The organism is Cytobacillus sp. NCCP-133 (genome assembly GCF_026011715.1).
Classification (GTDB): Bacteria; Bacillota; Bacilli; order Bacillales; family Cytobacillaceae; genus Cytobacillus.
Genome location: NZ_BRVM01000010.1, coordinates 13355 through 34905, shown reverse-complemented (window position 1 = coordinate 34905; position 21551 = coordinate 13355). Strand labels below are relative to the sequence as shown.

Sequence of the window (21551 nt, the reverse complement as noted above, 5' to 3'; positions counted from 1 at the left end):
TATGCATTTAAGGAGGGCAACATGAGAAAAAAAACATTTGTTATGCTTCTTTTGTCGTTTGTTTTTATACTTAGTGCTTGCAGCGACGAAAAAAGAGAAGAATCTGCTGGAAAGGTACATAAGGCAGAAACAGAAAAAGCGGAGGAAACGATGACTTCCTCGAAGGAAGAGAGCGCACACCATGATAAAGAAATCAGTGAAGAAAAGACTAGTACGGAAAAAGTTCAAGAGGAGACAGCGGTCTCAACTGAACCGCTTTATCATCTTGATGAAAACAATTGGACCATTAAGCCCATTGGTCAGGCAAATCCTAAAGTAGTGCTATTAACGATAGATGATGCTCCTGATACATACGCCTTGGAGATGGCAGAAACATTAAAACAGTTGGGAGCGCCCGCAATCTTTTTTGTGAATGGGCATTTTATTGATTCCCCAGACAAGGAAGATGTACTAAAGGCTATCCATGAACTTGGTTTTCCTATCGGAAACCATACCTACAGCCATACCAATCTGAAAGATCTGTCAGAGGAACAGCAATATAAAGAAATTGTTGGTCTAAATGACCGAATTGAAGAAATTATTGGGCAAAGGCCGAAATTTTTCAGAGCGCCATTTGGATCAAATACCGATTATAGTAAAAAGGTCGTGCGGGAAGAAAAAATGCTTTTCATGAACTGGACTTATGGGTATGACTGGGAGAAAGACTATCAAACGAAAGAGGCGCTTACAGAAATAATGATTAATTCTCCATATTTGGTGGAAGGTGCAAACTTACTGATGCATGACCGGGAATGGACTAAGGATGCTTTGCAGGATATAGTTAAAGGATTGCAAAACAAAGGATTTGAATTTGTTAATCCAGAATTGATCAAGAAGGCTGACAAAATTTAGCAACACCATTTTCCTGTAAAATGAAATAAAGAGGAGCTTTAGCTTGGCTCCTCTCCCACTATATTAAATGCAAAAATAGATTAATAACAGCAGTTACGCTGTTCTCGCTATATTGGTCTTTACTTTCTGGGGTAAAAATACATAACTCTTCCATTGAATAAATGCAATTCTCCTTTTAGCTTTTTAGCAAGGAATCTGCAAAATTCATTGGCTTTTCCTTTGTCTCCAAATGTAGCATTTTCAGGCAGAGTTACTTGTATGTAAGCTTGATCCCGGTCAGTTCCATCCTCTTTTTTAATAGTTTCTTTGCCAATTCCAAGAAGAATTGCATTATAGCGGTCGTGATCTGATAAAAGGTAAAACCAGCTTCCTTTCCCTTCAGGCTTTTCTTTTATCTCGTAAGGAAAAGCAGCATCATTATAATCCCAGTTTACTTGGTCGCCTGTTTTTCCTGTGATTTCCTTGAAATACCAGAAAAGGTCTTTAAGCTCTTCGGTAGTAATACTTTCCTTAGTTGATGTAGGAACTAGCTTAATATATGAATTAGCTGCCACCATCTTCCCCCCCAATAACATAAATATTATAATTCAGCACAATAACACCCTATTTTATTCTAGCACTACATAAAATCTTATGACAACTTAAAATAAGAAGGAAAATTGAAAATACTTGTCAAAACTAACAGAATGAATTATAATAAAATTCTAAATATTTAAATATAAAGGGAGGTATATTATGGATTTTTTTGAAAAGCTCTATGATGAGCATGAAAATGTCAATGTCCGCTTTGTTGGCTTCACAACGGAGTCAACCCGTTACGATTTTGGGATCGTTTATACGAACCTCTTCTTTTCCAAACCTCTGGTTATTTGTATGCAAACTGGCCGCTCTACACTCCTCGATCCTAAAGATCTCGAAGATATTGAATACTTACAAAAAGCCTTTAAACTTGAATTATATGAACAGGCTGCAGATTTAAGTGAATTTTTCAGAGAAGCCATACCTGGTGCCCATTTTGAAACACAATATGATTAATATTTGTAAAAAAACAGGCCATCTTGGTCTGTTTTTTTTATTGTGACATACTATACAAAAACAGTAACCGACAAGTACTATCAATTAATACTAAAAAACACTTTGAATATGTTATACAATTAGGCTTGAAACATTAATAGTGTTATATTATTATTGATTTAAAGATGTTAAGCGCTTTCAAATTGAAAATAAAATTACTCAATGAAAGGGAGAATGAAAAGATGGGTACAATCGTATGCCAGACTTGTAATTCAACTATCGATCACTTTGAGGATGAAAAAGTAACGGTTTTATATTCGAAAAAATGCAATTGCTGTGATGGTGAAAAAACAGACAAAGCAAACAATAACCACTAATAAAAAGAGCCTATTCCAGTAAGGATAGGCTCTTTTCCATTATCGGATAGCTCGGTGCTCTTCGATCACGCGAAGATATTTAAAATCATAATCTTCCGGACCTTGGACGGGAAGGCCGGCTTCCATATTTTTTTTAATATAAAGAAGGTTTTCTTTTGTTATAATTTCGCCAGGTATAAAAATTGGAATCCCCGGCGGATAAACCATGATGAATTCAGCTATGATTCTTCCTTCAGATTTATCGAACGGAACTAATTCAGTATCGGCATAAAAGGCATCGCGCGGCGTAAGAGATAACACAGGGATATCTGGGAGAAGAACTTGTGTTTCGAGTTTCTCCATGTTTCCTTGACGTTCTTTTGCCAGCTCAGCAAGTGCGGATACTAAGATATCGGCTTCTTTTTCAGTATCTCCAGGTGTAATAATACAAAGGATATTATATAAATCGGACATTTCTACTTCGATGTTATGCCTTTCTCGAAGCCAGTTTTCAACATCAAACCCATTCATGCCAAGCTCTTTGACAGAAATGATTAATTTTGTCGGATCATAATCGTGAGCTGCTTTCGTTTCCAATATTTCTTCTCCAACGCAATATAACCGATCGATTTCATTTAAGCGGCGTCGGATGGATTGAGCTAATTCTATTGTTTTTCCAATTAGCTGCTTGCCCTCAGTAGCAAGACGTTTTCTTGCAACATCGAGAGAGGCGAGCAGTAAATAAGAAGTGGAAGTAGTGGTCAGCATACTTAAAATTGATTGTACTCTTTTGGCTGATACGAGATTTCCCTTCATATTTAAAATTGAGCTTTGCGTCATGGAGCCCCCGAGCTTATGAACGGAAGTAGCAGCAAGATCTGCTCCTGCCTGCATTGCAGATAATGGAAGCTCGTCATGGAAATGAATATGAACCCCGTGAGCCTCATCAACAAGGACAGGTACATTGTATGAATGGGCAATGTCTACAATTTTCTTTAAGTCAGCTGAAATTCCGAAATAAGTAGGATTAATTACCAGTACACCTTTAGCATCCGGATAGAGTTCAAGCGCTTTAGATACTGATTCTGTTGTAATTCCATGCGAAATTCCCAGTTTTTCATCAATTTCAGGGTGAATAAAAATAGGTGTTGCTCCTGAGAAAACTATGGCAGACATGACGGATTTATGGACATTTCTCGGAACAATGATTTTGTCTCCAGGTCCGCAGACAGCCATGACCATTGTCATGATCGCTCCGCTGGTACCCTGTACTGAAAAGAATGTCCTGTCTGCTCCAAAAGCTTCTGCAGCAAGTTCCTGAGCCTCCTTAATAATGCCCTTTGGCTGATGGAGATCATCAAGAGGTCCAATATTGATCAAGTCGATTGCAAGGGCATTATCCCCGATATATTCTCTAAACTCCGGGTCAATGCCAGCGCCTTTTTTATGTCCTGGTATATGAAACTGAACCGGGTTCTTTTTTGCGTGTTCAAGTAATCCGCTGAATAACGGTGTTTTATATTGAGACAACTTATTCTCACACCTCTTTAGTTAATATTTCGAAAAGCATGCATAAAACATTTGCATTATAGCATTATTCGTATTCTTTGCATAGAAGGATTTAACGCCGTTTTTATTTCCATACCAAAAACTCTTTAAAATTTTAACTTGCTTTTAGTTTTAGGAGTTGACAGGAAAATAAAACATAAAAATAGAAATAGAAGAATATAGACGAATGGAGGTAGAAAGAATGAAATGGAAAACGAAAGTTACTGAATTGCTTGGTATTCAATATCCGATTATTCAGGGAGGACTTGCTCACCTTGCATATTCCGAGCTTGCTGCAGCAGTATCTAATGCAGGCGGACTTGGCCAGGTTACTGCGATGTCACTTAGCAGCCCGGAAAAACTTAGGGAAGAGATTCAAATGGTGAAAAAATTGACTGAAAAGCCTTTTGGAGTTAATTTTGCTATTGGACAGCACGGCAGGCCATTTTCTGATTACCTTGATGTAGCAATAGATGAAGGAGTGCCTGTCATCTCTATGACTGGTGGGAATCCTGCTCCTATTTTTGATCAATTGAAAGGTGTAAATGTTAATAAGCTTGTGCTGGTAGCTGCTAAAAGGCAAGCAATAAAAGCAGAAGAGCTTGGTGCAGATGCTGTGATGGTTGTTGGCCAGGAAGGCGGAGGTCATTTGGGCAGGGATGATATTGGAACGTTCGTTCTTGTTCCTCAGGTAGCAGATGCTGTTTCCATTCCTGTCATCGCTTCTGGAGGCATTGGAGATGGCAGGGGGATGATGGCTGCTTTAAGCCTTGGAGCAGAAGGGATTGAAATGGGCACCAGATTTGTAGCAACGAAAGAATGCGTACATGCTTCAGAATTATATAAAAAGCGTCTGGTTGAAGGATCAGAAAACGACACAGTAGTCATTAAAAGGACAATTGGTGCTCCTGCCAGGGTAATAGCTAACACATGGACTGAAAAAATCCTGGATATAGAAAAACAAAACGGCGGTTATGAACAATTAAAGAATTACATAAGCGGGAATGCTAATAAAAAATTTATTTATGAGGGGAAAGAACATGAAGGGTTTGCTTGGGCAGGCCAGGTAATGGGGTTAATTAAAGATGTACCGACTGTTGAAGAGTTGTTCCAGCGTATGATTGCCGAAAGTGAAGCGATCTGCAAAAGATGGGTATATTAACTTATTTACAGATTAACTAATTTAACAGCAGATTTACAAAATGAGGTGAAATGAAATGGAATACCAATACCCTATAGACCAGGATTGGTCTACAGAAGAGATCGTTGATGTTATTAAATATTTCGAGAGTGTCGAACAGGCCTACGAGAAAGGAATTGAACGGGATCAATTTATGAATGCCTATAGGCGTTTCAAGGAAATCGTACCTGGAAAAGCTCAGGAAAAAAACATCTGTGATGAATTTGAAGAATTGAGCGGCTATTCATCTTACAAAACAATAAAGAAGGTTAAAGAGTCTCCTGCAGGAGATAAAATTAAAATGAAATAAAGGGCTGTAACCGCAGATGTGCCAAAAACAAAAACCTCCCATTTTATAGGGAGGTTTTCGTTTTTGGCGCAATCATTAAATGATGTTTATGCCATTTTGTATAGGGGTAATAAATTTTTAAATACAGATTCTGCTTTTTCAATAAATTGATCAGGCGACATGCTGACGGCTTCCTCACGGGGAATATGGAAGCCGCAAAGAATTTCAGCCTTCTTGACAGTTTGCAGGCGAACAAACATGGATTTTAATTCATCTTTAGACAGTTTATTATGCGGAACTGCAGATGGTTTCGTATGATCACCAGACCAGAGATAATTTTTCGGTATTTGTTTATACAATTTATCCAGGCTGTCCACGAATGCTTTGCCGAACTCTTCTTTATTCGGTGCTTCATAAATGACAGCAAACCAAATGAATACATGTGTTTCCCATAAGCCTATTTGAAAATGCGGCAGCATTTTGTATCCTCGCGCATTGCTTGCAAATGCCACCCAAGTATCATTTGGAGGATTCTTGGTTCGCCTCGCGTGTTTAGCAACATGAGGAAACATTTCATTACCGGATAAAGCTGAGAGCGAAGGGGCGAAGTGAGTTCCCAGTTCTTCGAGCTTCGGCCTGATTGTCGACTTTAATGCTTCCATCCTGTCATCCAGGCCATCTATTTTAAAGACATCAAAATCTTTATTGGTAAAACCAGTAAAAGACATAATCTAACCTCCTAAATGCTTTGTCAAATATTGTAGCATAACCTGTAACAATCAAGAAAAGGTAAAGCCTCAAAGCTTTTATAAATTTAAGTTAGGTAATCGCACAAATTAGTTGCAACTAAGATTTTCTCTTCATATGATAATAGTAAAAATAAGCAGAAAACTTAAATAGATCATTATTGGAAGGGGTGTACTGTCTAATGAAACAACTTATGAATACTGTTAAGAAAAAAGCTGGTGAGAGGGAGAGAACAGCTGTCCTGAGATTAGAATTGGACTATGAATTGTCGACTTTATTTGATGCCATGAATGAAAAAAATGAAGATTTAAAGAAGCAGTCAAAGTTAAAGCTTGAAAAAATCAGACAGGAACTTCTAAGATTAAAAGCACTTTAATGATGAATGTTGAACTGTGAAGCAAAGGAGATAAACGCAGAATAAATGGAGATGAAAAGCAAAAACTTTTAAAGACGAACTCCCTGGTCTAGATGAGGAGTTCGTTTATTATTTTTATAATGAATTTGTTGATTCCTTTTACCTTTGCAAATGATAAGACAATTCATGGGAGAGTATATAACTTGAACAACATAATGAATTCATTTAAGCTATTTATATTTTAATGAATTCCCTTAAATACATTTGGGAATTCAAGCGGAAGGTGGACTGAATGTGGCAAATTGGAGTGAGGTTGATACATATGCAAAATCCTGGGTTAAGGAAGCTGGGGAAAATATCCGAAAATCTTTCAGCAAAAAGTTGACTATTATGACTAAGTCAAATGCTAATGATTTGGTAACGGATATTGATCAGGGAACAGAGCAATTTTTTATAAAAAAAATCAAAGAGAAGTTTCCTGAGCACCGAATCATGGGGGAAGAAGGATTTGGTGATAAGCTGAGCAATTTGGACGGGGTTGTTTGGATTATTGATCCAATCGATGGAACAATGAATTTTGTGCACCAGCAAAGAAACTTTGCCATATCCATTGGCATCTATGAAAATGGCGAAGGCAAAATCGGATTAATTTATGATGTTGTACATGATGAGTTGTACCATTGTAAAAAAGGGCATGGTGTCTATATGAATGATTTGAAGCTGCCTCCATTAAAAGAAACGGAAGTATCGAAAGCAATTATTGGCTTAAATGCAACTTGGGTAACGGAAAACAAACGAATAGATCCATCCCTTTTGGCGCCGCTTGTAAAAGAAGCACGAGGAACCCGTTCCTATGGGTCTGCGGCAATTGAAATGGCCTATATCGCTTCAAACAGAGTTGATGCTTATATTACCCTGCGGCTGGCTCCTTGGGATTTTGCTGCAGGGGTAATCATGATAGAAGAGCTGGGAGGTGTAGTAACTACTCTAAAAGGGGAGAAGCTGAATTTTCTTGAAAATAATTCAGTTTTAGTATCCAAGCCGGGACTGCATAAGGAGATTATGAAAGAGTACTTAAACAATGGCAATTGGTAAAATATATAGCAGCCTTATGGTTACTGAAGACTGGCCGTTTTTCTTGCAAACCATTAAGGAAAGCCCTGATTGGGAAGATGCTGAGAGAAGCGGCTTTAATATTAAAAATTTCTTGATCAGATATAGTGATTTAAATGGTGTCTGGCGAGTTTGGAAAATGAATGGTGACCGTATTGCCATCACTTTTCATGTGAATTCATCTCCATCCAATCAAAAGCCCTGGATGGGGACGATCCTTGTAAAGAAAGAATTGAGAAGGCAAGGGATCGGATTAGCAATCATTCGGCAAATATGCTCTGAGTTGAAGGATGGAGGGGAAAAGTCTTTTTTTGCAGGTGTGCCTGAAGACTGCTGCAATTGGATCGATTTTCTCTCTGAGGGCGGCTTTGAGCAATTTAAAGTGGAGACTTCCCCCGAAGGCCAGGAATATTTAATAATGGTCTGTCCCCTTATATAAGCAGCTAATGTGATTAAAATAAGAAAAACTGTCTAGCTCCAGCGCCTGCCCTTTCGAGGTCACAAGTTTGTCTGGTTTTGGTCTCCACGAGAAGGTAGGCTTTGTCAGCATTATCATCGCACTCCCAAAAGAGGCAGCTTTTAGGAGGACGCGGTGTACGTAGTCTGTGGTCCTTCATAGGCAAGGGATTCGGCTATTCTTACAGCAATCCATCTTCTCTCATTTTCTTCTTTGTTTTAAAGCCATACCCCATTACAAAAACTAAAAGAATGATTGAAAATATGATGCCAATGACGCTTCTTTCAGCCACGGAAACGCCTATTCCCATCATGCATATGGCTGCGCCAATCGCAAAAGCTAATAAAGGCCATTTAATATTTTTCATTGTATTTAACCCTCCCTGGTGGAGTATTTTATGCAAATGCTGGTGAGAAAATATGTAAAGAAGATGCTTTTAGCCTGATTCAATCATTATATATCCGTTTCTTTATCATTTTACACAAAAAGCTTTTAGGTTTCTACAGTAATTATGATATAATGTATCAGTTGTGAAAAATTGTTGAAAAATGATTCAGTTTTTATAAATAGGAGGAAATCTTTTGAAATTAAGAGAAGATATTCGTAATATTGCTATTATTGCCCACGTTGACCACGGAAAAACAACGTTGGTTGACGAGCTTTTAAAACAGTCTGGAACTTTCCGTTCAAATGAGCATGTAGAAGAGCGGGCAATGGATTCAAATGATTTGGAAAGAGAAAGAGGAATCACCATTCTAGCTAAAAATACTGCAGTAAAATATAAAGATACAAGGATAAACATTCTTGATACGCCAGGACACGCAGATTTTGGCGGAGAAGTTGAACGGATTATGAAAATGGTTGATGGTGTATTATTGGTAGTTGATGCTTATGAAGGATGTATGCCGCAAACACGCTTCGTACTCAAAAAGGCATTGGAACAAAAATTAACTCCAATCGTAGTAGTAAATAAAATTGACAAAGAATCTGCCCGCCCAACAGAAGTTGTTGACGAGGTAATCGATTTATTTATCGAACTTGGTGCAGAGGAAGACCAGCTTGAGTTTCCGGTCATTTATGCATCAGCCATTGCTGGGACTGCAAGTACAACTCCTGATAAACAGGATGATGATATGCATTCGGTTTATGAAGCCATTATTGACCATATCCCAGCACCTGCTGATAACCGTGAAGAACCGCTTCAATTCCAGGTAGCACTTTTAGATTATAACGATTATGTAGGAAGAATTGGGATTGGCCGCGTATTCCGAGGAACGATTAAGGTCGGCCAGCAAGTTGCACTGATGAAGCTTGATGGATCAGTTAAACAATTCCGTGTGACGAAAATTTTTGGGTTCTTCGGCCTGAAGCGCGAGGAAATTCAAGAAGCGTATCCTGGTGATCTAATCGCTGTTTCCGGAATGGAAGACATCAACGTAGGGGAAACGATCTGCCCTGTTGAGCATCAGGAAGCACTTCCTGTTCTAAGAATCGATGAGCCAACATTGCAAATGACTTTCGTTGTAAATAACAGCCCATTTGCAGGAAGAGAAGGCAAGTATATTACAGCCAGAAAAGTTGAAGAGAGATTGCGTGCCCAACTTGAGACAGATGTAAGTCTTCGTGTCGAAAATACAGAATCGCCTGACGCTTGGGTAGTATCTGGACGTGGAGAACTTCATTTATCAATCCTCATTGAAAATATGCGCCGTGAAGGTTTCGAATTGCAGGTTTCAAAACCTGAAGTAATTATTAGAGAAATTGATGGTGTTCGCTGTGAACCTGTAGAACGTGTTCAAATTGATGTGCCGGAAGATAATACCGGCTCAATTATTGAATCCATGGGTACCCGTAAAGGTGAAATGCTTGACATGGTAAATAACGGTAACGGACAAGTTCGACTAACATTCAATGTCCCAGCCCGCGGATTAATTGGCTACTCCACAGAATTTATGACGCTTACTCGCGGATATGGTATTATCAATCACACATTTGACAGCTATCAGCCTGAAATTAAAGGACAAATTGGCGGAAGAAGTAAAGGTGTGCTCGTTTCAATGGAAAGTGGAAAATCATCCACATATGGTATTATGCAAGTAGAGGATAGAGGAACCATTTTCGTTGAGCCAGGTACTGAGATCTATGAAGGAATGATTGTTGGGGAACATACTCGCGAGAATGATCTTACCGTTAATATCACAAAAGTGAAACATGCAACCAATATCCGTTCCGCTAATAAGGATCAAACAAACGTAATTAAAAAGCCGCGCATATTAACTCTTGAAGAAGCACTTGAATACTTGAATGATGATGAGCTTCTTGAAGTTACACCTGAATCAATCAGACTGCGCAAAAAAATTCTTGATAAAAATGAACGTGAAAGACTAGCTAAGAAAAAGAAATACGCTGAAACAAACTAAGGCTAAGAAGGGTGAGGAGAGAAGGATATGGATATTTCACAGCGCCTGTCTTTTTTCGCTGCTTTATTCAAAGTCGATGAAAATCCCACAACAGGGATGTGGCTTCTTTATATAACAATTGTCCTTTTGTCTATTCTGGTTTTTAAATTAGGTTTCGCTAAAAAGCTTCCTATTGCCAAATCAATAGTTATATACACCTTCTTGATATTAGGATGTACAATGCTGACTTTCCTTGGTGTTTTTCTCCCGGTTGCAGAAGGCCTTGTTGTAGCTGCGCTAATATTAATTATTTATAAAATCCGTCTTCATCAGGAAAAGAAGCAGCAGGCAAATGCGGATTAACGGGGAGAGGCTGATATGAAATCTTTGCAGGATTCGCTGTATAACTGGTTAACAATAAAAATTATCAGTGATGAACGGCCGGATGATAAAGCAGCAATAGACACAGAAAGAATGTTTTTTGAAATTCTCGGGGATGAGCATCAGATTTCTGATCTTGAAGTTGCAAAAGATGAAGTGATGTACTATGTGCATTATACTAAGGACGGAGAACGTAATAAAACCCGTTTTCCGCGTGAATTGATTGAGGTAATGCTCAATCAAATCAAAAATGAACCTGAAAAATATGTGAATTATCCAGATGTGTAAGTAAAAAAGCAGCCCCTTTTAAAAAGGGCTGCTTTTTTACTGCTATTTGCAAAAATGTGAAAATGCTTTACAGGCTGAATCAGAATGCTTACCATTCTTCCTCTTGGACTTTGCTTCTGTATAGTTTGAAATTGCCTGTTTCAGCTCTTTTTTGGGTTTTTTCTGCAATTCTGGCTTCACATGGTTGGCACATATATGTGTGAATTGGCCGATTGCGCAGCCTTTTTGCCTGGAGCGATTCATTCTCTATTGATTCGATCTTGTCGCAAAGTACACATTTAACTCTCATATGACACCTCAATCATTTTGGCTTAACTCCATTATAGTACAAGTTTGGAATCGATTCGAATTATAATGAATTTTTTTGCTTTAACAGTATTTTGCCTAAGATGTTAGTTCATATTAGGATTGAATGGTTTTTTAGGAAAAGAGCTCTGTTAAACGAGCCTGTTGATTTGTGCTCCAGGCACTTGCCTCCTTTCAAAACAACAAGTACTAAAAACACATTTGAGTTTTAATGAAAACTAGGCAAAAAAGCAAAGAAAGAAATATCATCAATAGGCAGGAATGTTTATTAGTTGAAAGTGATGGATTATCATACTATGATAAATGTAGTAAAGGAGGGAAAGGAATGGCAAATCAGGTAGAACCAAAATTAATTAAACCACTCTTTGATGCGCTTCAGAAAGAACGGTTTGTTACCCTTGCAACTGTGGACCACGAAACAGGCGGACCCAATGTGAGTGCGATTTCGTGGGTACTTGCCAAAGAGGAAGAAACAATCTATTTCGCTGTTGATAATCGATCAAGAATCGTTCAGAACATTAACAGCAGCAATAAAGCGGTTTTAAATATCATTGCAAATGAATCTACATATTCCATTGCCGGAGAAGCTTCAGTGAAATCCGAAAAGATGGAAGGGGTGCCTCTAAAGCTTGCCATGATTGAAATTAAAGTAAAAGAAGTACGGGATGTTATGTTTTATGGATCTAAAATTACAGCAGAACCCCAGTATGACAAAACTTATGATAAAGATGCAGCCGCACGCTTGGATAACCAAGTTATGGAGGCGATGAAAAAAGCTTAGTTCCCTTTGGGAGCTAAGCTTTTTTCATCAGAAAAAACGCCAGGTACCCTTTCTGATTAAGTAAATCGGATAGGCGCCTGGCATGATGGTCATTTATGGTAATTTGATTGTTCTTGCTGTTTTTGTTCGAGCTGTTTTTCCTGATTGTTATTCAGCTTTTTCTTTGGATCTTCCGTCGCGTTTTTTTCGTTTTTCTTATTTGGATCAACTAAGTCTGCGGGCACTTCAGGTATAAGTCTGCCTGCAATGTCAGCCAGTTCATTCATGATTCCCTGTAACGGCTCACCGTTTTGGATGTCATCGGCAATCTCTCTCAGCCTGGCGTTCATATCCGGATCGGCCACAATAATGGCTCTTGCTCCATGCGGGTCATTTTTTAGGCTTTCTGCAACAGAATATTTAATTGTCCCTACCTCGGATCTGTCCAGGTTCTTATTTACATCGATTCCCACAATTGCAAATCTGCCAAGGACCACAGCTGTTGCATCATTGACGTTCGGAATCCTGGTTGCTAAGTTGACTAGGTGTCTGGAAACTTGCTGCCCTGTCTCCCTGTCAACTTCTTGAATTGTGCTATTTTTAACATTAATGGCATTTTGCTGCTCCTGTTGTCCTTGGGACTGGTTATTGTTTACTCCGCACCCTGATATAAGCATTGCTGAAAAACACAATAATAACCATTTTTTCATATATGACACCTCCGGGGCTACCAATAAATTTTCCCTGAAATAAAAGATAAGCCGAAAAAGAGCCTTGCATCCTATCTCAGGACTAGATTGGATTCTTTAATGATTATTGTGCAAAACTTCTTCTATCTTTATTCGGAAATACATATATTTTATCAAGTTAGATTTGTCCCACAGCATGCGTTGCCTTTTATCCTATTCATTCAACTTCTCGGCAAAAATGAATAATATAAACAAACAGCATATAACAATATGAGTCCGTACAAAAGCGATAGGCCATACTCAGGAGCTTACCAAACCAAAAAGGCGGAAAGTCTGCAAAATTGAAGTTTCGCTTTATAAAGACCCAAGAGGAGCAGGAGGCATCAGATTGAGTAAAATTTACGTTTTAGATACCAATGTCTTGTTGCAAGACCCTAATTCCATATTTTCATTCGAAGAAAATGAAGTGGTTATTCCAGCTGTTGTACTAGAAGAAGTGGATTCGAAGAAGAGGTATATGGATGAGATAGGCAGAAATGCAAGACAAGTATCCAGGCTGATTGATGGCATGAGAGAAACGGGAAAGCTTCATGAAAAAATCCCTCTTGAAAATGGCGGAAGCCTGCGTATTGAGTTAAACCACAGATCATTCCATCAGCTGCAGGAAATTTTTGTGGAAAAAACAAATGATAATCGCATATTGGCAGTTGCAAAAAATTTGTCCCTTGAAGAAGAGACAAAAGAAAATGGAAAAACAGTCATTTTAGTCAGCAAAGATACGCTGGTAAGGGTAAAAGCAGATGCAATCGGGCTCATATCGGAAGATTTTTTAAGTGATCGGGTAGTGGAAAATGATCACCTTTATCCGGGGTTTTTGGAGGTTTATATCGGACTCGATATATTAAATCGTTTTTATGAAAAAGGAGAGCTGCCGTTATCGGATGTAGCAAACCATCCTTTTTACCCCAATCAGTTTCTTGTCATGAAGGATGCCCTGGGCTCATCTTCATCAGCTTTGGGAGTGGTTGATAAAAGTGGGAAAAAGGTGAAAAAGCTAATTTTTGACCATGATCATATATGGGGGATCAAACCTCGTAATGTCCAGCAGACTATGGCTCTTGAGATCTTATTGAGAAGGGATTTGCCGCTGGTTACCTTAATTGGCAAGGCTGGAACTGGAAAGACCTTATTGGCACTGGCGTCTGGGTTAATGCAGACTGAGGACTATGGGCAATATAAAAAGCTGCTGGTTGCCCGGCCGATCGTTCCGGTAGGAAAAGATCTGGGCTTCCTCCCAGGTGAAAAAGAGGAAAAATTGAGGCCATGGATGCAGCCGATATATGATAACCTGGAGTATTTGTTTAATGTGAAAAAGCCGGGTGAACTGGATGCTATCCTGGCAGGAATGGGATCGATCGAGGTGGAAGCTTTAACCTATATAAGGGGAAGGAGTATTCCTGATCAATTTATCATTATTGATGAAGCTCAAAACCTGACGAAGCACGAAGTAAAAACGATTCTTACGAGGGTTGGGGAAGGCAGCAAAATAGTCTTGATGGGAGACCCCGAGCAAATCGATCACCCGTACTTGGACGCATATAATAATGGCCTAACTTATGTTGTGGAAAAATTCAAAGACCAGGTGATTTCAGGTCATGTAAAACTAGTCAAGGGGGAGAGGTCCGGCCTTGCACAGCTTGCAGCAGATCTTTTATAAATAAATCTTTCATGAGGCTATGAGCTGCAGTTTTTAAGACGGGGGAATACCAGGATAAAATCAATCATCTGAAAGGTTCCCGATAAGAAAAGGGCGATGGTGCATCGCCCTCACCGGTCAGTCCACTCACCGGTCAGTCCACTCTGAATGCCTTCACTGTTTTTATCGGATTGTTTTTATTGCTTCCATCACCCATATATACATGTACCGGACCGTCTTCTTTTAATGGTTTGCCTTCCTTTGAAAACCCCAAAATCAAATCTTCTGCTTGAGATAAAGGTAATTGGAACTCTCCATCCACGCTTTCAATTATTAGGAATTCTGCATTTTCATCCGGCTCTGCATTCAGAAGAAAAGGCTTAAAAGGCATTCCAAAAGTGCCAGTCAGAACCTTTTCTTTTTTAAATTTTTTTTCTGTTTTCAATGTTGGCGGGAAGACTGCTCCTTCCATGATCTCACGGTCCCAATGTTTTGAAACCGCTTTTGTATACTCCTCAAGTTCATTTCTGTTCTTGGTTTCTTGATTAAAATAAGTAGTTAAATCAACCCTGCGGTCATCAAAGATCCAAACTCCCGGATCTAATGTAATTGCATATTTAACTTTTCCTTTAAACGAGATAATATTTTCCATCCTGAATCCTCCCGAATATCCTTAAACTCTTTAATAATAGTCATATTTAAAGTATACAGATTTATGGGCTGCTTGTCATACTGGCATGCTCTTTGGTTAACAAGCAAAATAATAAAAAAGAGGCCAGGAGGAATAAAAATGATTTGCCATACATGCGGTGATTTGCAGAAAAAGGTTGAGGAGTAGTTCTATTGATCAAAGACGGGCAGGTAGCTGAGATTACATTCCAACACCTTCCGAAAAAAATAAACATGACCTATGTGTTGCTGTTTATAAGGGCAGTTTTTGCGCTTGATAGAAAGAGCTCTGAGACTGCGGAGAAAATTATTCAGAGGGACATTGCTCGGATTTGCCATACTTTTATGGTGACATGCGGAATGTTTAATGCGTCCGGTGAATTTGCCATTAACGTTGGTATACTTCTAAAAGCGATGTATCCGGTGGAATCCTTGGTGTAGTGCCTGACCGGTGCGGGATTGGAATTTTTGAGCCTTCGCTTGACCAGAAGGGAAATAGTATTGGTGGTATAAAGCTGCTGGAAATTATGTTGAATAGAAATAATTACAGTATCTTCTAGAATAATTAAGGTAAGCTCTAGGGAGCATTATTTCTGTAAATCCCTTATAATCCTTGCTTTTTTCCAAGCTTAAGTATAAAATTTATAGATAGGATAATCGCTCGGAAATGGAGGGATTGAAAGTTGGCTTCTGAAATGATTTTGGATCATAAAGAAAAAGCAAACGCTCTTTTGAAGGCAGATGCTGCTAAAATATTGAAATTAATAAAAGTGCAAATGGATAACCTAACCATGCCTCAGTGCCCTCTATATGAAGAGGTGCTTGATACACAGATGTTCGGTTTATCCAGGGAAATAGATTTTGCTGTCCGTCTTGGATTAATTGAAGAGACCGAAGGCAAGGCTATTCTTGATGAATTGGAAAGGGAATTGTCCATTCTTCACGAAGCTTCAGTAAAAAAATAAAAATAAAAAACTCAAACATTCTTCATAAAGATTGTTTGAGTTTTTTTATAACTAAATAAAACATGTGTTAAAGTTAATGGTGGTGATACATTCTCAGTTGTTTCAGGCGGTGTTTAATCATGGATGTATATTCAGTGTCCTGCAAGAAGAGAGGGAGAGTCAGCAGGCGAATGGGATGCTTTATTCCTCCCCATGAAATTCAACAGGCTGCATCGGAATTCAACAGGTAATTAGTATAACCAGAAGAAGAAAAATTACATATTGGTATAACTTAATTTTAGATTAGTATGACTTAATTGTGGAATTAATTTCATTCTTATGTTACATTTGAATTAACTTTTCTTTTCTTCAAAGCAGGATATTTAATACTATAGTAGAATAAATAATAAACTTAGAAGACAAGGGAAGAGGGCAGGATGTTTAAAAAAATTATAAAATCATATGATTATACGTTGGTTGCTGCTGTTGCACTGCTCTCTGTTTTCGGGCTAATCATGGTATTCAGTGCAAGCATGGTTACAGCGGTACAGATTTATAAGCAGCCAAGCGACTTTTTTTATGACAAACAAAAGATGCATTTAGTTTTTTCCGCAATTGCATTTATCTTTGTTGCTCTATTTCCTTACAAAGCGATGCAAAGCAATAAATTTCTTGTTCCAATGGTGATTTCCTCTTTATTTGGATTAACTGCCCTATTCATTTTCGGAAAAGTGGCGGGTGGAGCATTAAGCTGGTTTGAAATTGGAAGCAGAAGCCTTCAGCCCGCAGAATTTGTTAAGCTTTCTGTTATCATTTATTTAGCTGCAGTATATGCAAAAAAACAGCCATATATAAACGAATTTAATAAGGGTGTACTTCCCCCGCTTGCCTATTTGATTTTAGCAGCACTGCTGGTTGCAATTCAGCCGGATTTTGGAACAGCAATCATCATTTTTGCTATAGCAGCGGCAATCATTTTTACTTCAGGCATGGATTTTAAAAATATTTTTAAGCTCGGTTTATTTGGGGTGTTACTGGCTGCACCATTTATCCTTCTATTGAAGGATAAGATTTTTGCTCCGTACCGAATGGGACGGATTGAAGCTTTCAAAGATCCTTTTGGGTCAGAATTTGGTTATCAGCTTTCCAACTCCTATATTGCCCTTGGCGCAGGCGGTTTAAAGGGACTAGGCCTCGGTGAAAGTGTGCAGAAGCTGGGCTATCTTCCTGAAGCACATACTGATTTTATTATGGCCGTCATTGCAGAGGAACTGGGTGCTTTTGGAGTAGGATTTGTTTTATTGCTTCTCGGGTATATTGTCCTGAGAGGAATCTTTATCAGTTTAAAGTGCAGAGATGCTTTTGGAAGCCTGCTTGCAATTGGGATTTCCTCCATGATCGGGATACAAGCTTTTATTAATCTTGCAGGAATCTCAGGAATAATGCCTCTGACAGGCGTTACACTTCCTTTTATCAGTTATGGAGGTTCATCGCTTCTTCAGCTTTCCATTGCCATGGGGATTCTAGTAAATATTTCTATGTTTGTTAACTACGAACAAAAGTATAAAAATAAAAATGAACAGCCAAAGCCGGAAGATATTCCAGTGATTTCTGAAAAGTCATTCATTATTCGTAAATAAGCACAGAGTCTTCTCAGTGCTATTTAATACATAAATCAGGGAAAAAAATCCTTCCTGATATAAAAAGTGGGCATCCTGCTTGAAGATGCAGGAGAGCCCTGGAAGCTAATTACAGGTTGAAGACAGGTGTATTTGCGCCCGGATATAGCCTGATTTGGCAGAATATTGTTAAAAAATACACAAAGACGAGGTGTTATTCTTGAGCCAAAGAATCAACAAAGTTTTAGTAGCTAACAGAGGAGAAATTGCTATTCGTGTTTTCCGTGCTTGTACTGAGTTGGATATACGTACAGTAGCCGTTTATTCAAAAGAGGATTCAGGATCCTATCATCGATATAAAGCAGATGAAGCGTACTTGGTAGGGGAAGGCAAGAAGCCTATTGATGCATATCTCGATATTGAAGGCATTATTGAGATTGCTAAAAATAGCGATGTTGATGCGATTCATCCAGGATATGGGTTCTTATCGGAAAATATCGAATTTGCGAAGCGATGCGAAGAAGAGGGCATTATTTTTATCGGTCCCTCTTCAAAACACTTAGATATGTTCGGGGATAAAGTCAAAGCCAGAACACAAGCGCAGCTTGCTGAGATTCCGGTTATCCCTGGAAGTAACGGACCAGTTAATAATTTGGAAGAAGTCATAGATTTTGGGAAAAGCCATGGATTCCCTATTATCATCAAAGCCTCACTTGGCGGCGGTGGAAGAGGCATGCGCATAGTAAGGAACCTTGAGGAAGTAAAGGAATCCTATGAGCGTGCGAAGTCAGAAGCAAAAGCAGCATTTGGCAACGATGAGGTCTATGTTGAGAGATTCATAGAAAGGCCAAAACATATCGAGGTACAAATCATAGGTGATCATGAAGGAAATATTGTTCATCTATATGAAAGGGATTGTTCTGTCCAAAGGCGCCATCAGAAGGTAGTAGAAGTTGCGCCTTGCGTTTCCCTTTCTGAAATGCTGAGGGATGATATTTGCCAGGCCGCTGTCAACCTGATGAAAAAGGTAGATTATATTAATGCAGGGACGGTAGAATTCCTTGTATCGGACAATCAGTTCTATTTCATTGAAGTAAACCCGCGTGTACAGGTTGAGCATACGATCACCGAAATGGTGACTGGTGTAGATATTGTTCAAACTCAAATTTTAGTAGCGGAAGGCCACTCCTTGCACAGTAAAGAAGTGGGAGTTCCATTACAGGAGAACATTCATATCCATGGGTTTGCGATTCAGTCACGTGTTACGACAGAAGATCCTTTAAATAACTTTATGCCTGACACGGGCAGATTAATGGCTTACAGATCTGGCGGAGGTTTCGGTGTGCGCCTTGACGCAGGGAATGGTTTCCAGGGAGCAGTCATAACTCCATATTATGATTCTCTTTTGGTAAAACTTTCGACTCACGCGATGACTTTCCAGCAGGCTGCTTCGAAAATGGTACGAAATCTTCAGGAATTCCGTATCCGAGGCATTAAAACGAATATTCCCTTCCTTGAAAATGTGGTTAAACATGAAAAATTCTTAAAGGGAGAGTATGATACTTCCTTTATTGATGAGACACCAGAATTATTCCTGTTTCCGAAAAGTAAGGACAGAGGTACAAAGATGCTTAACTATATTGGCAATGTGACCGTCAATGGATTCCCCGGTATTGAAAAGAAAAAGCGTCCAGTTTTTGATGAGCCTAGAGTGCCGAAAATGAAATACAGCAGCAGCTTTAAGGACGGTACAAAACAAATTTTGGATCAGCAGGGCCCTGAAGGTCTTGTGAATTGGATTAAAGAGCAAAAGGAAGTTCTTTTAACCGATACCACATTCCGGGATGCGCATCAATCGTTGCTTGCTACACGAGTAAGGACAAATGATTTAAAACATATTGCTGAACCGACTGCAAAGCTGCTCCCTGAAATGTTCTCCTTCGAAATGTGGGGCGGTGCAACATTTGATGTGGCATATAGATTCCTGAAGGAAGATCCATGGGAAAGATTGCTTACATTGAGAGAAAGAATGCCAAATGTGCTTTTCCAAATGCTTCTTCGTGCTTCTAATGCAGTGGGATATAAAAATTATCCGGATAATGTCATAAGGGAATTCGTTGAAAAATCAGCATATGCAGGCATCGATGTATTTCGTATCTTTGACAGCCTGAACTGGGTTAAAGGTATGGAAGTAGCCATTGATGCTGTCCGCCAGAGCGGTAAAATCGCTGAAGCTGCGATGTGCTACACAGGAGATATTTTAGATCCAGCTAGGACAAAGTACGATTTGAATTATTATAAAAATTTAGCCAAAGAGCTTGAAAACCAGGGGGCTCATATACTTGCGATCAAGGATATGGCTGGACTTCTTAAACCGCAATCAGCATATAGGCTTATCTCAGAACTAAAAGAAACTGTGGATATTCCAATCCACCTTCATACTCATGATACAAGCGGTAATGGTATTTACACATATGCAAAGGCAATTGAAGCAGGTGTTGATATTGTAGATACAGCTTTAAGCACCATGGCTGGTTTAACTTCACAGCCAAGTGCAAACTCACTTTATTATGCGCTCGAAGGCACTGATAGAACACCAAAGGTTGACATCCAGGCATTAGAACAGCTGTCTTATTATTGGGAAGATATACGCAAATATTACCAGGACTTTGAAAGCGGCATGAAGGCACCACATTCGGAGATTTACCAGCACGAGATGCCGGGCGGACAATACAGCAACCTGCAGCAGCAGGCTAAAGCTGTTGGTCTTGGTGATAAATGGGATGAAGTAAAGGACATGTACTCTCGTGTGAATCATCTGTTTGGCGATATTGTAAAAGTTACACCTTCTTCAAAGGTCGTAGGGGATATGGCTCTTTTCATGGTTCAAAATCAGCTTACAGAGCAGGATGTCCTGAAAAAAGGTCAATCGCTTGATTTTCCTGATTCAGTAATTGAATTGTTTGAAGGTTATTTAGGTCAGCCATACGGAGGTTTTCCTAAGGAGCTTCAGAAGGTCATTCTTAAGGATAGAGAGCCGATTACTGTTCGTCCTGGCGAACTTTTGGAGGATGTCGATTTTGAGGCTTTAAAAGAAAATCTATTTAAAGATCTGGGCAGACAGGTTACAAGTTTTGAAGCAATAGCACATGCCCTCTATCCAAAGGTATTTATGGATTATGTAAAGACATGTGAGCAATTCGGAGACATATCCGTTCTGGATACACCAACATTCTTATACGGCTTACGGCTTGGAGAAGAAGTAGAAATTGAGATTGAAACAGGAAAAACATTGATTGTTAAGCTGGTTTCAATCGGTCAGCCGCAGGCGGATGGAACAAGAATTGTCTATTTTGAACTTAATGGTCAGCCCCGTGAAGTAAGCATAAAGGATGAAAGCATTAAATCAACAGTCGCTTCAAAGGTGAAAGCAGACCCGCACAATGAAACACATATTGCTGCCAGCATGCCTGGAACTGTAATAAAGGTTGTTGTTGAAAAGGACGAAAAAGTAGAAAAAGGCGATCATTTAATGATCACTGAAGCTATGAAAATGGAAACAACCGTACAGGCACCATACTCTGGAACAGTTAAGGAAATATATGTCGGGAATGGCGAAGCGATCCAAACTGGAGACTTATTAATTGAATTGTCAAAATAGAATATAAAAAAAGAGCTTCAAACGCCGAGGGCACTGAAAAAGTCCATTTAAAGAGAAAAAAGAAGTTGACTACCTACTATATGTAGATAATCAACTTCTTTTATTTGCTGTATGTTGATGAAAGTGCTGGCTAATTACTCAAAGTGAACACTTTTTCAGCGGCTTTCAAACGCCGAAGCTCTTTTTTTA

The 21551-nt window shown here is 39.0% G+C and carries 23 protein-coding genes and 1 pseudogene; 17 read left to right on the top strand and 7 right to left on the bottom strand.

The features are described 5' to 3' along the window. The first annotated feature begins 21 nt into the window (after nucleotides 1-21). Nucleotides 22-891, top strand: a complete 870-nt coding sequence (locus tag NCCP133_RS12710) for a polysaccharide deacetylase family protein (RefSeq protein ID WP_264805383.1) — start codon at nucleotides 22-24, stop codon at nucleotides 889-891. 119 nt (nucleotides 892-1010) lie between these two features. Here the strand turns inward: NCCP133_RS12710 and NCCP133_RS12705 are convergent, their stop codons facing one another. Then, nucleotides 1011-1448 (bottom strand): DUF1885 family protein, encoded by a 438-nt coding sequence (locus tag NCCP133_RS12705; protein WP_264805382.1) that lies wholly within the window; start codon nucleotides 1446-1448, stop codon nucleotides 1011-1013. A 178-nt stretch (nucleotides 1449-1626) separates the two neighbouring features. Here NCCP133_RS12705 and NCCP133_RS12700 point away from each other — a divergent pair, with 178 nt between their 5' ends. Beyond that, complete coding sequence (locus tag NCCP133_RS12700; RefSeq protein ID WP_264805380.1) at nucleotides 1627-1926, top strand: DUF3055 domain-containing protein; 300 nt, start codon at nucleotides 1627-1629, stop codon at nucleotides 1924-1926. Nucleotides 1927-2147: 221 nt separating this feature from the next. Then, the gene (locus NCCP133_RS12695; protein ID WP_264805379.1) at nucleotides 2148-2282 is read left to right on the top strand and encodes a GapA-binding peptide SR1P; all 135 of its coding nucleotides are present in this window, start codon (nucleotides 2148-2150) and stop codon (nucleotides 2280-2282) included. Between the two features lie 39 nt (nucleotides 2283-2321). On the opposite strand, the gene NCCP133_RS12690 is transcribed toward NCCP133_RS12695, so the two are convergent. After that, nucleotides 2322-3791 carry an aminotransferase class I/II-fold pyridoxal phosphate-dependent enzyme gene (locus NCCP133_RS12690; protein WP_264805378.1) on the bottom strand — a complete coding sequence of 490 codons (1470 nt, stop codon included), beginning with the start codon at nucleotides 3789-3791 and terminating at the stop codon, nucleotides 2322-2324. Nucleotides 3792-3996: 205 nt separating this feature from the next. Between NCCP133_RS12690 and NCCP133_RS12685 the strand changes: the two genes are divergently transcribed. Beyond that, a complete protein-coding gene (locus NCCP133_RS12685; RefSeq protein ID WP_264805377.1) occupies nucleotides 3997-4971 on the top strand; it encodes an NAD(P)H-dependent flavin oxidoreductase in 975 nt (324 codons plus the stop codon). Between the two features lie 55 nt (nucleotides 4972-5026). Beyond that, the gene (locus tag NCCP133_RS12680; protein ID WP_264805376.1) at nucleotides 5027-5299 is read left to right on the top strand and encodes a UPF0223 family protein; all 273 of its coding nucleotides are present in this window, start codon (nucleotides 5027-5029) and stop codon (nucleotides 5297-5299) included. A gap of 86 nt (nucleotides 5300-5385) precedes the next feature. On the opposite strand, the gene NCCP133_RS12675 is transcribed toward NCCP133_RS12680, so the two are convergent. Beyond that, nucleotides 5386-6006: a YktB family protein gene (locus NCCP133_RS12675; RefSeq protein ID WP_264805375.1), complete on the bottom strand. Its 621-nt coding sequence runs from the start codon at nucleotides 6004-6006 to the stop codon at nucleotides 5386-5388. A 200-nt stretch (nucleotides 6007-6206) separates the two neighbouring features. Here NCCP133_RS12675 and NCCP133_RS12670 point away from each other — a divergent pair, with 200 nt between their 5' ends. The 3 genes from NCCP133_RS12670 to NCCP133_RS12660 all read left to right on the top strand — a co-directional run bounded on the left by NCCP133_RS12670 (nucleotide 6207) and on the right by NCCP133_RS12660 (nucleotide 7932). Further along, nucleotides 6207-6401 (top strand): hypothetical protein, encoded by a 195-nt coding sequence (locus NCCP133_RS12670; protein WP_264805374.1) that lies wholly within the window; start codon nucleotides 6207-6209, stop codon nucleotides 6399-6401. A gap of 273 nt (nucleotides 6402-6674) precedes the next feature. Beyond that, nucleotides 6675-7475 (top strand): inositol monophosphatase family protein, encoded by an 801-nt coding sequence (locus tag NCCP133_RS12665; RefSeq protein WP_264805373.1) that lies wholly within the window; start codon nucleotides 6675-6677, stop codon nucleotides 7473-7475. Beyond that, nucleotides 7462-7932 carry a GNAT family N-acetyltransferase gene (locus tag NCCP133_RS12660; RefSeq protein ID WP_264805372.1) on the top strand — a complete coding sequence of 157 codons (471 nt, stop codon included), beginning with the start codon at nucleotides 7462-7464 and terminating at the stop codon, nucleotides 7930-7932. Before NCCP133_RS12665 ends, NCCP133_RS12660 begins: the two co-directional genes overlap by 14 nt. A 199-nt stretch (nucleotides 7933-8131) precedes the next feature. On the opposite strand, the gene NCCP133_RS12655 is transcribed toward NCCP133_RS12660, so the two are convergent. Continuing rightward, on the bottom strand, nucleotides 8132-8317 hold the full coding sequence (locus tag NCCP133_RS12655; RefSeq protein WP_264805371.1) for a YlaF family protein: 186 nt from the start codon (nucleotides 8315-8317) through the stop codon (nucleotides 8132-8134). A gap of 214 nt (nucleotides 8318-8531) precedes the next feature. On the opposite strand from NCCP133_RS12655, the gene typA reads away from it, so the two are divergent. Genes typA through NCCP133_RS12640 form a run of 3 tightly spaced genes read left to right on the top strand, consistent with a single transcriptional unit; the run spans nucleotide 8532 to nucleotide 11018 of the window. Further along, a complete protein-coding gene (gene typA / locus NCCP133_RS12650; RefSeq protein ID WP_264805370.1) occupies nucleotides 8532-10370 on the top strand; it encodes a translational GTPase TypA in 1839 nt (612 codons plus the stop codon). 27 nt (nucleotides 10371-10397) lie between these two features. Beyond that, nucleotides 10398-10712, top strand: coding sequence for a YlaH-like family protein (locus NCCP133_RS12645; protein WP_264805369.1), 315 nt, complete (start codon nucleotides 10398-10400; stop codon nucleotides 10710-10712). Nucleotides 10713-10727: 15 nt separating this feature from the next. Then, nucleotides 10728-11018 (top strand): hypothetical protein, encoded by a 291-nt coding sequence (locus NCCP133_RS12640; RefSeq protein WP_264805368.1) that lies wholly within the window; start codon nucleotides 10728-10730, stop codon nucleotides 11016-11018. Between the two features lie 88 nt (nucleotides 11019-11106). On the opposite strand, the gene NCCP133_RS12635 is transcribed toward NCCP133_RS12640, so the two are convergent. Then, nucleotides 11107-11307, bottom strand: coding sequence for a YlaI family protein (locus NCCP133_RS12635; protein WP_264805367.1), 201 nt, complete (start codon nucleotides 11305-11307; stop codon nucleotides 11107-11109). A gap of 342 nt (nucleotides 11308-11649) precedes the next feature. Between NCCP133_RS12635 and NCCP133_RS12630 the strand changes: the two genes are divergently transcribed. After that, complete coding sequence (locus NCCP133_RS12630; RefSeq protein ID WP_264805366.1) at nucleotides 11650-12105, top strand: pyridoxamine 5'-phosphate oxidase family protein; 456 nt, start codon at nucleotides 11650-11652, stop codon at nucleotides 12103-12105. 89 nt (nucleotides 12106-12194) lie between these two features. Here the strand turns inward: NCCP133_RS12630 and NCCP133_RS12625 are convergent, their stop codons facing one another. Further along, nucleotides 12195-12794 (bottom strand): YhcN/YlaJ family sporulation lipoprotein, encoded by a 600-nt coding sequence (locus tag NCCP133_RS12625; RefSeq protein WP_264805365.1) that lies wholly within the window; start codon nucleotides 12792-12794, stop codon nucleotides 12195-12197. A gap of 367 nt (nucleotides 12795-13161) precedes the next feature. Between NCCP133_RS12625 and NCCP133_RS12620 the strand changes: the two genes are divergently transcribed. Then, on the top strand, nucleotides 13162-14490 hold the full coding sequence (locus tag NCCP133_RS12620) for a PhoH family protein (RefSeq protein ID WP_264805364.1): 1329 nt from the start codon (nucleotides 13162-13164) through the stop codon (nucleotides 14488-14490). A gap of 133 nt (nucleotides 14491-14623) precedes the next feature. On the opposite strand, the gene NCCP133_RS12615 is transcribed toward NCCP133_RS12620, so the two are convergent. Then, nucleotides 14624-15121, bottom strand: a complete 498-nt coding sequence (locus tag NCCP133_RS12615; RefSeq protein ID WP_264805363.1) for a peptidyl-prolyl cis-trans isomerase — start codon at nucleotides 15119-15121, stop codon at nucleotides 14624-14626. A gap of 272 nt (nucleotides 15122-15393) precedes the next feature. Between NCCP133_RS12615 and NCCP133_RS12610 the strand changes: the two are divergent. From NCCP133_RS12610 to pyc, 4 genes and pseudogenes are all read left to right on the top strand, one after another. Beyond that, nucleotides 15394-15698 (top strand): annotated as a pseudogene (locus NCCP133_RS12610) (glutaminase); the annotation flags it as partial. A gap of 123 nt (nucleotides 15699-15821) precedes the next feature. Beyond that, the gene (locus NCCP133_RS12605) at nucleotides 15822-16103 is read left to right on the top strand and encodes a YlaN family protein (RefSeq protein ID WP_110067841.1); all 282 of its coding nucleotides are present in this window, start codon (nucleotides 15822-15824) and stop codon (nucleotides 16101-16103) included. A 416-nt stretch (nucleotides 16104-16519) separates the two neighbouring features. Next, nucleotides 16520-17722 carry an FtsW/RodA/SpoVE family cell cycle protein gene (locus tag NCCP133_RS12600; RefSeq protein WP_264805362.1) on the top strand — a complete coding sequence of 401 codons (1203 nt, stop codon included), beginning with the start codon at nucleotides 16520-16522 and terminating at the stop codon, nucleotides 17720-17722. Nucleotides 17723-17921: 199 nt separating this feature from the next. Next, on the top strand, nucleotides 17922-21362 hold the full coding sequence (gene pyc, locus NCCP133_RS12595) for a pyruvate carboxylase (protein WP_264805361.1): 3441 nt from the start codon (nucleotides 17922-17924) through the stop codon (nucleotides 21360-21362). The last annotated feature ends 189 nt before the right edge of the window (nucleotides 21363-21551 follow it).

Coding starts and splice junctions, on each gene's coding strand:
- NCCP133_RS12655 (WP_264805371.1), bottom strand. CDS start 8,317: ATGAAAAATATTAAATGGCCTTTATTAGCTTTTGCGATTGGCGCAGCC.
- NCCP133_RS12630 (WP_264805366.1), top strand. CDS start 11,650: ATGGCAAATCAGGTAGAACCAAAATTAATTAAACCACTCTTTGATGCG.
- NCCP133_RS12640 (WP_264805368.1), top strand. CDS start 10,728: ATGAAATCTTTGCAGGATTCGCTGTATAACTGGTTAACAATAAAAATT.
- NCCP133_RS12615 (WP_264805363.1), bottom strand. CDS start 15,121: ATGGAAAATATTATCTCGTTTAAAGGAAAAGTTAAATATGCAATTACA.
- NCCP133_RS12700 (WP_264805380.1), top strand. CDS start 1,627: ATGGATTTTTTTGAAAAGCTCTATGATGAGCATGAAAATGTCAATGTC.
- NCCP133_RS12680 (WP_264805376.1), top strand. CDS start 5,027: ATGGAATACCAATACCCTATAGACCAGGATTGGTCTACAGAAGAGATC.
- NCCP133_RS12675 (WP_264805375.1), bottom strand. CDS start 6,006: ATGTCTTTTACTGGTTTTACCAATAAAGATTTTGATGTCTTTAAAATA.
- NCCP133_RS12635 (WP_264805367.1), bottom strand. CDS start 11,307: ATGAGAGTTAAATGTGTACTTTGCGACAAGATCGAATCAATAGAGAAT.
- NCCP133_RS12645 (WP_264805369.1), top strand. CDS start 10,398: ATGGATATTTCACAGCGCCTGTCTTTTTTCGCTGCTTTATTCAAAGTC.
- NCCP133_RS12670 (WP_264805374.1), top strand. CDS start 6,207: ATGAAACAACTTATGAATACTGTTAAGAAAAAAGCTGGTGAGAGGGAG.
- NCCP133_RS12685 (WP_264805377.1), top strand. CDS start 3,997: ATGGAGGTAGAAAGAATGAAATGGAAAACGAAAGTTACTGAATTGCTT.
- NCCP133_RS12705 (WP_264805382.1), bottom strand. CDS start 1,448: ATGGTGGCAGCTAATTCATATATTAAGCTAGTTCCTACATCAACTAAG.
- NCCP133_RS12625 (WP_264805365.1), bottom strand. CDS start 12,794: ATGAAAAAATGGTTATTATTGTGTTTTTCAGCAATGCTTATATCAGGG.
- NCCP133_RS12710 (WP_264805383.1), top strand. CDS start 22: ATGAGAAAAAAAACATTTGTTATGCTTCTTTTGTCGTTTGTTTTTATA.
- NCCP133_RS12695 (WP_264805379.1), top strand. CDS start 2,148: ATGGGTACAATCGTATGCCAGACTTGTAATTCAACTATCGATCACTTT.
- NCCP133_RS12600 (WP_264805362.1), top strand. CDS start 16,520: ATGTTTAAAAAAATTATAAAATCATATGATTATACGTTGGTTGCTGCT.
- NCCP133_RS12660 (WP_264805372.1), top strand. CDS start 7,462: ATGGCAATTGGTAAAATATATAGCAGCCTTATGGTTACTGAAGACTGG.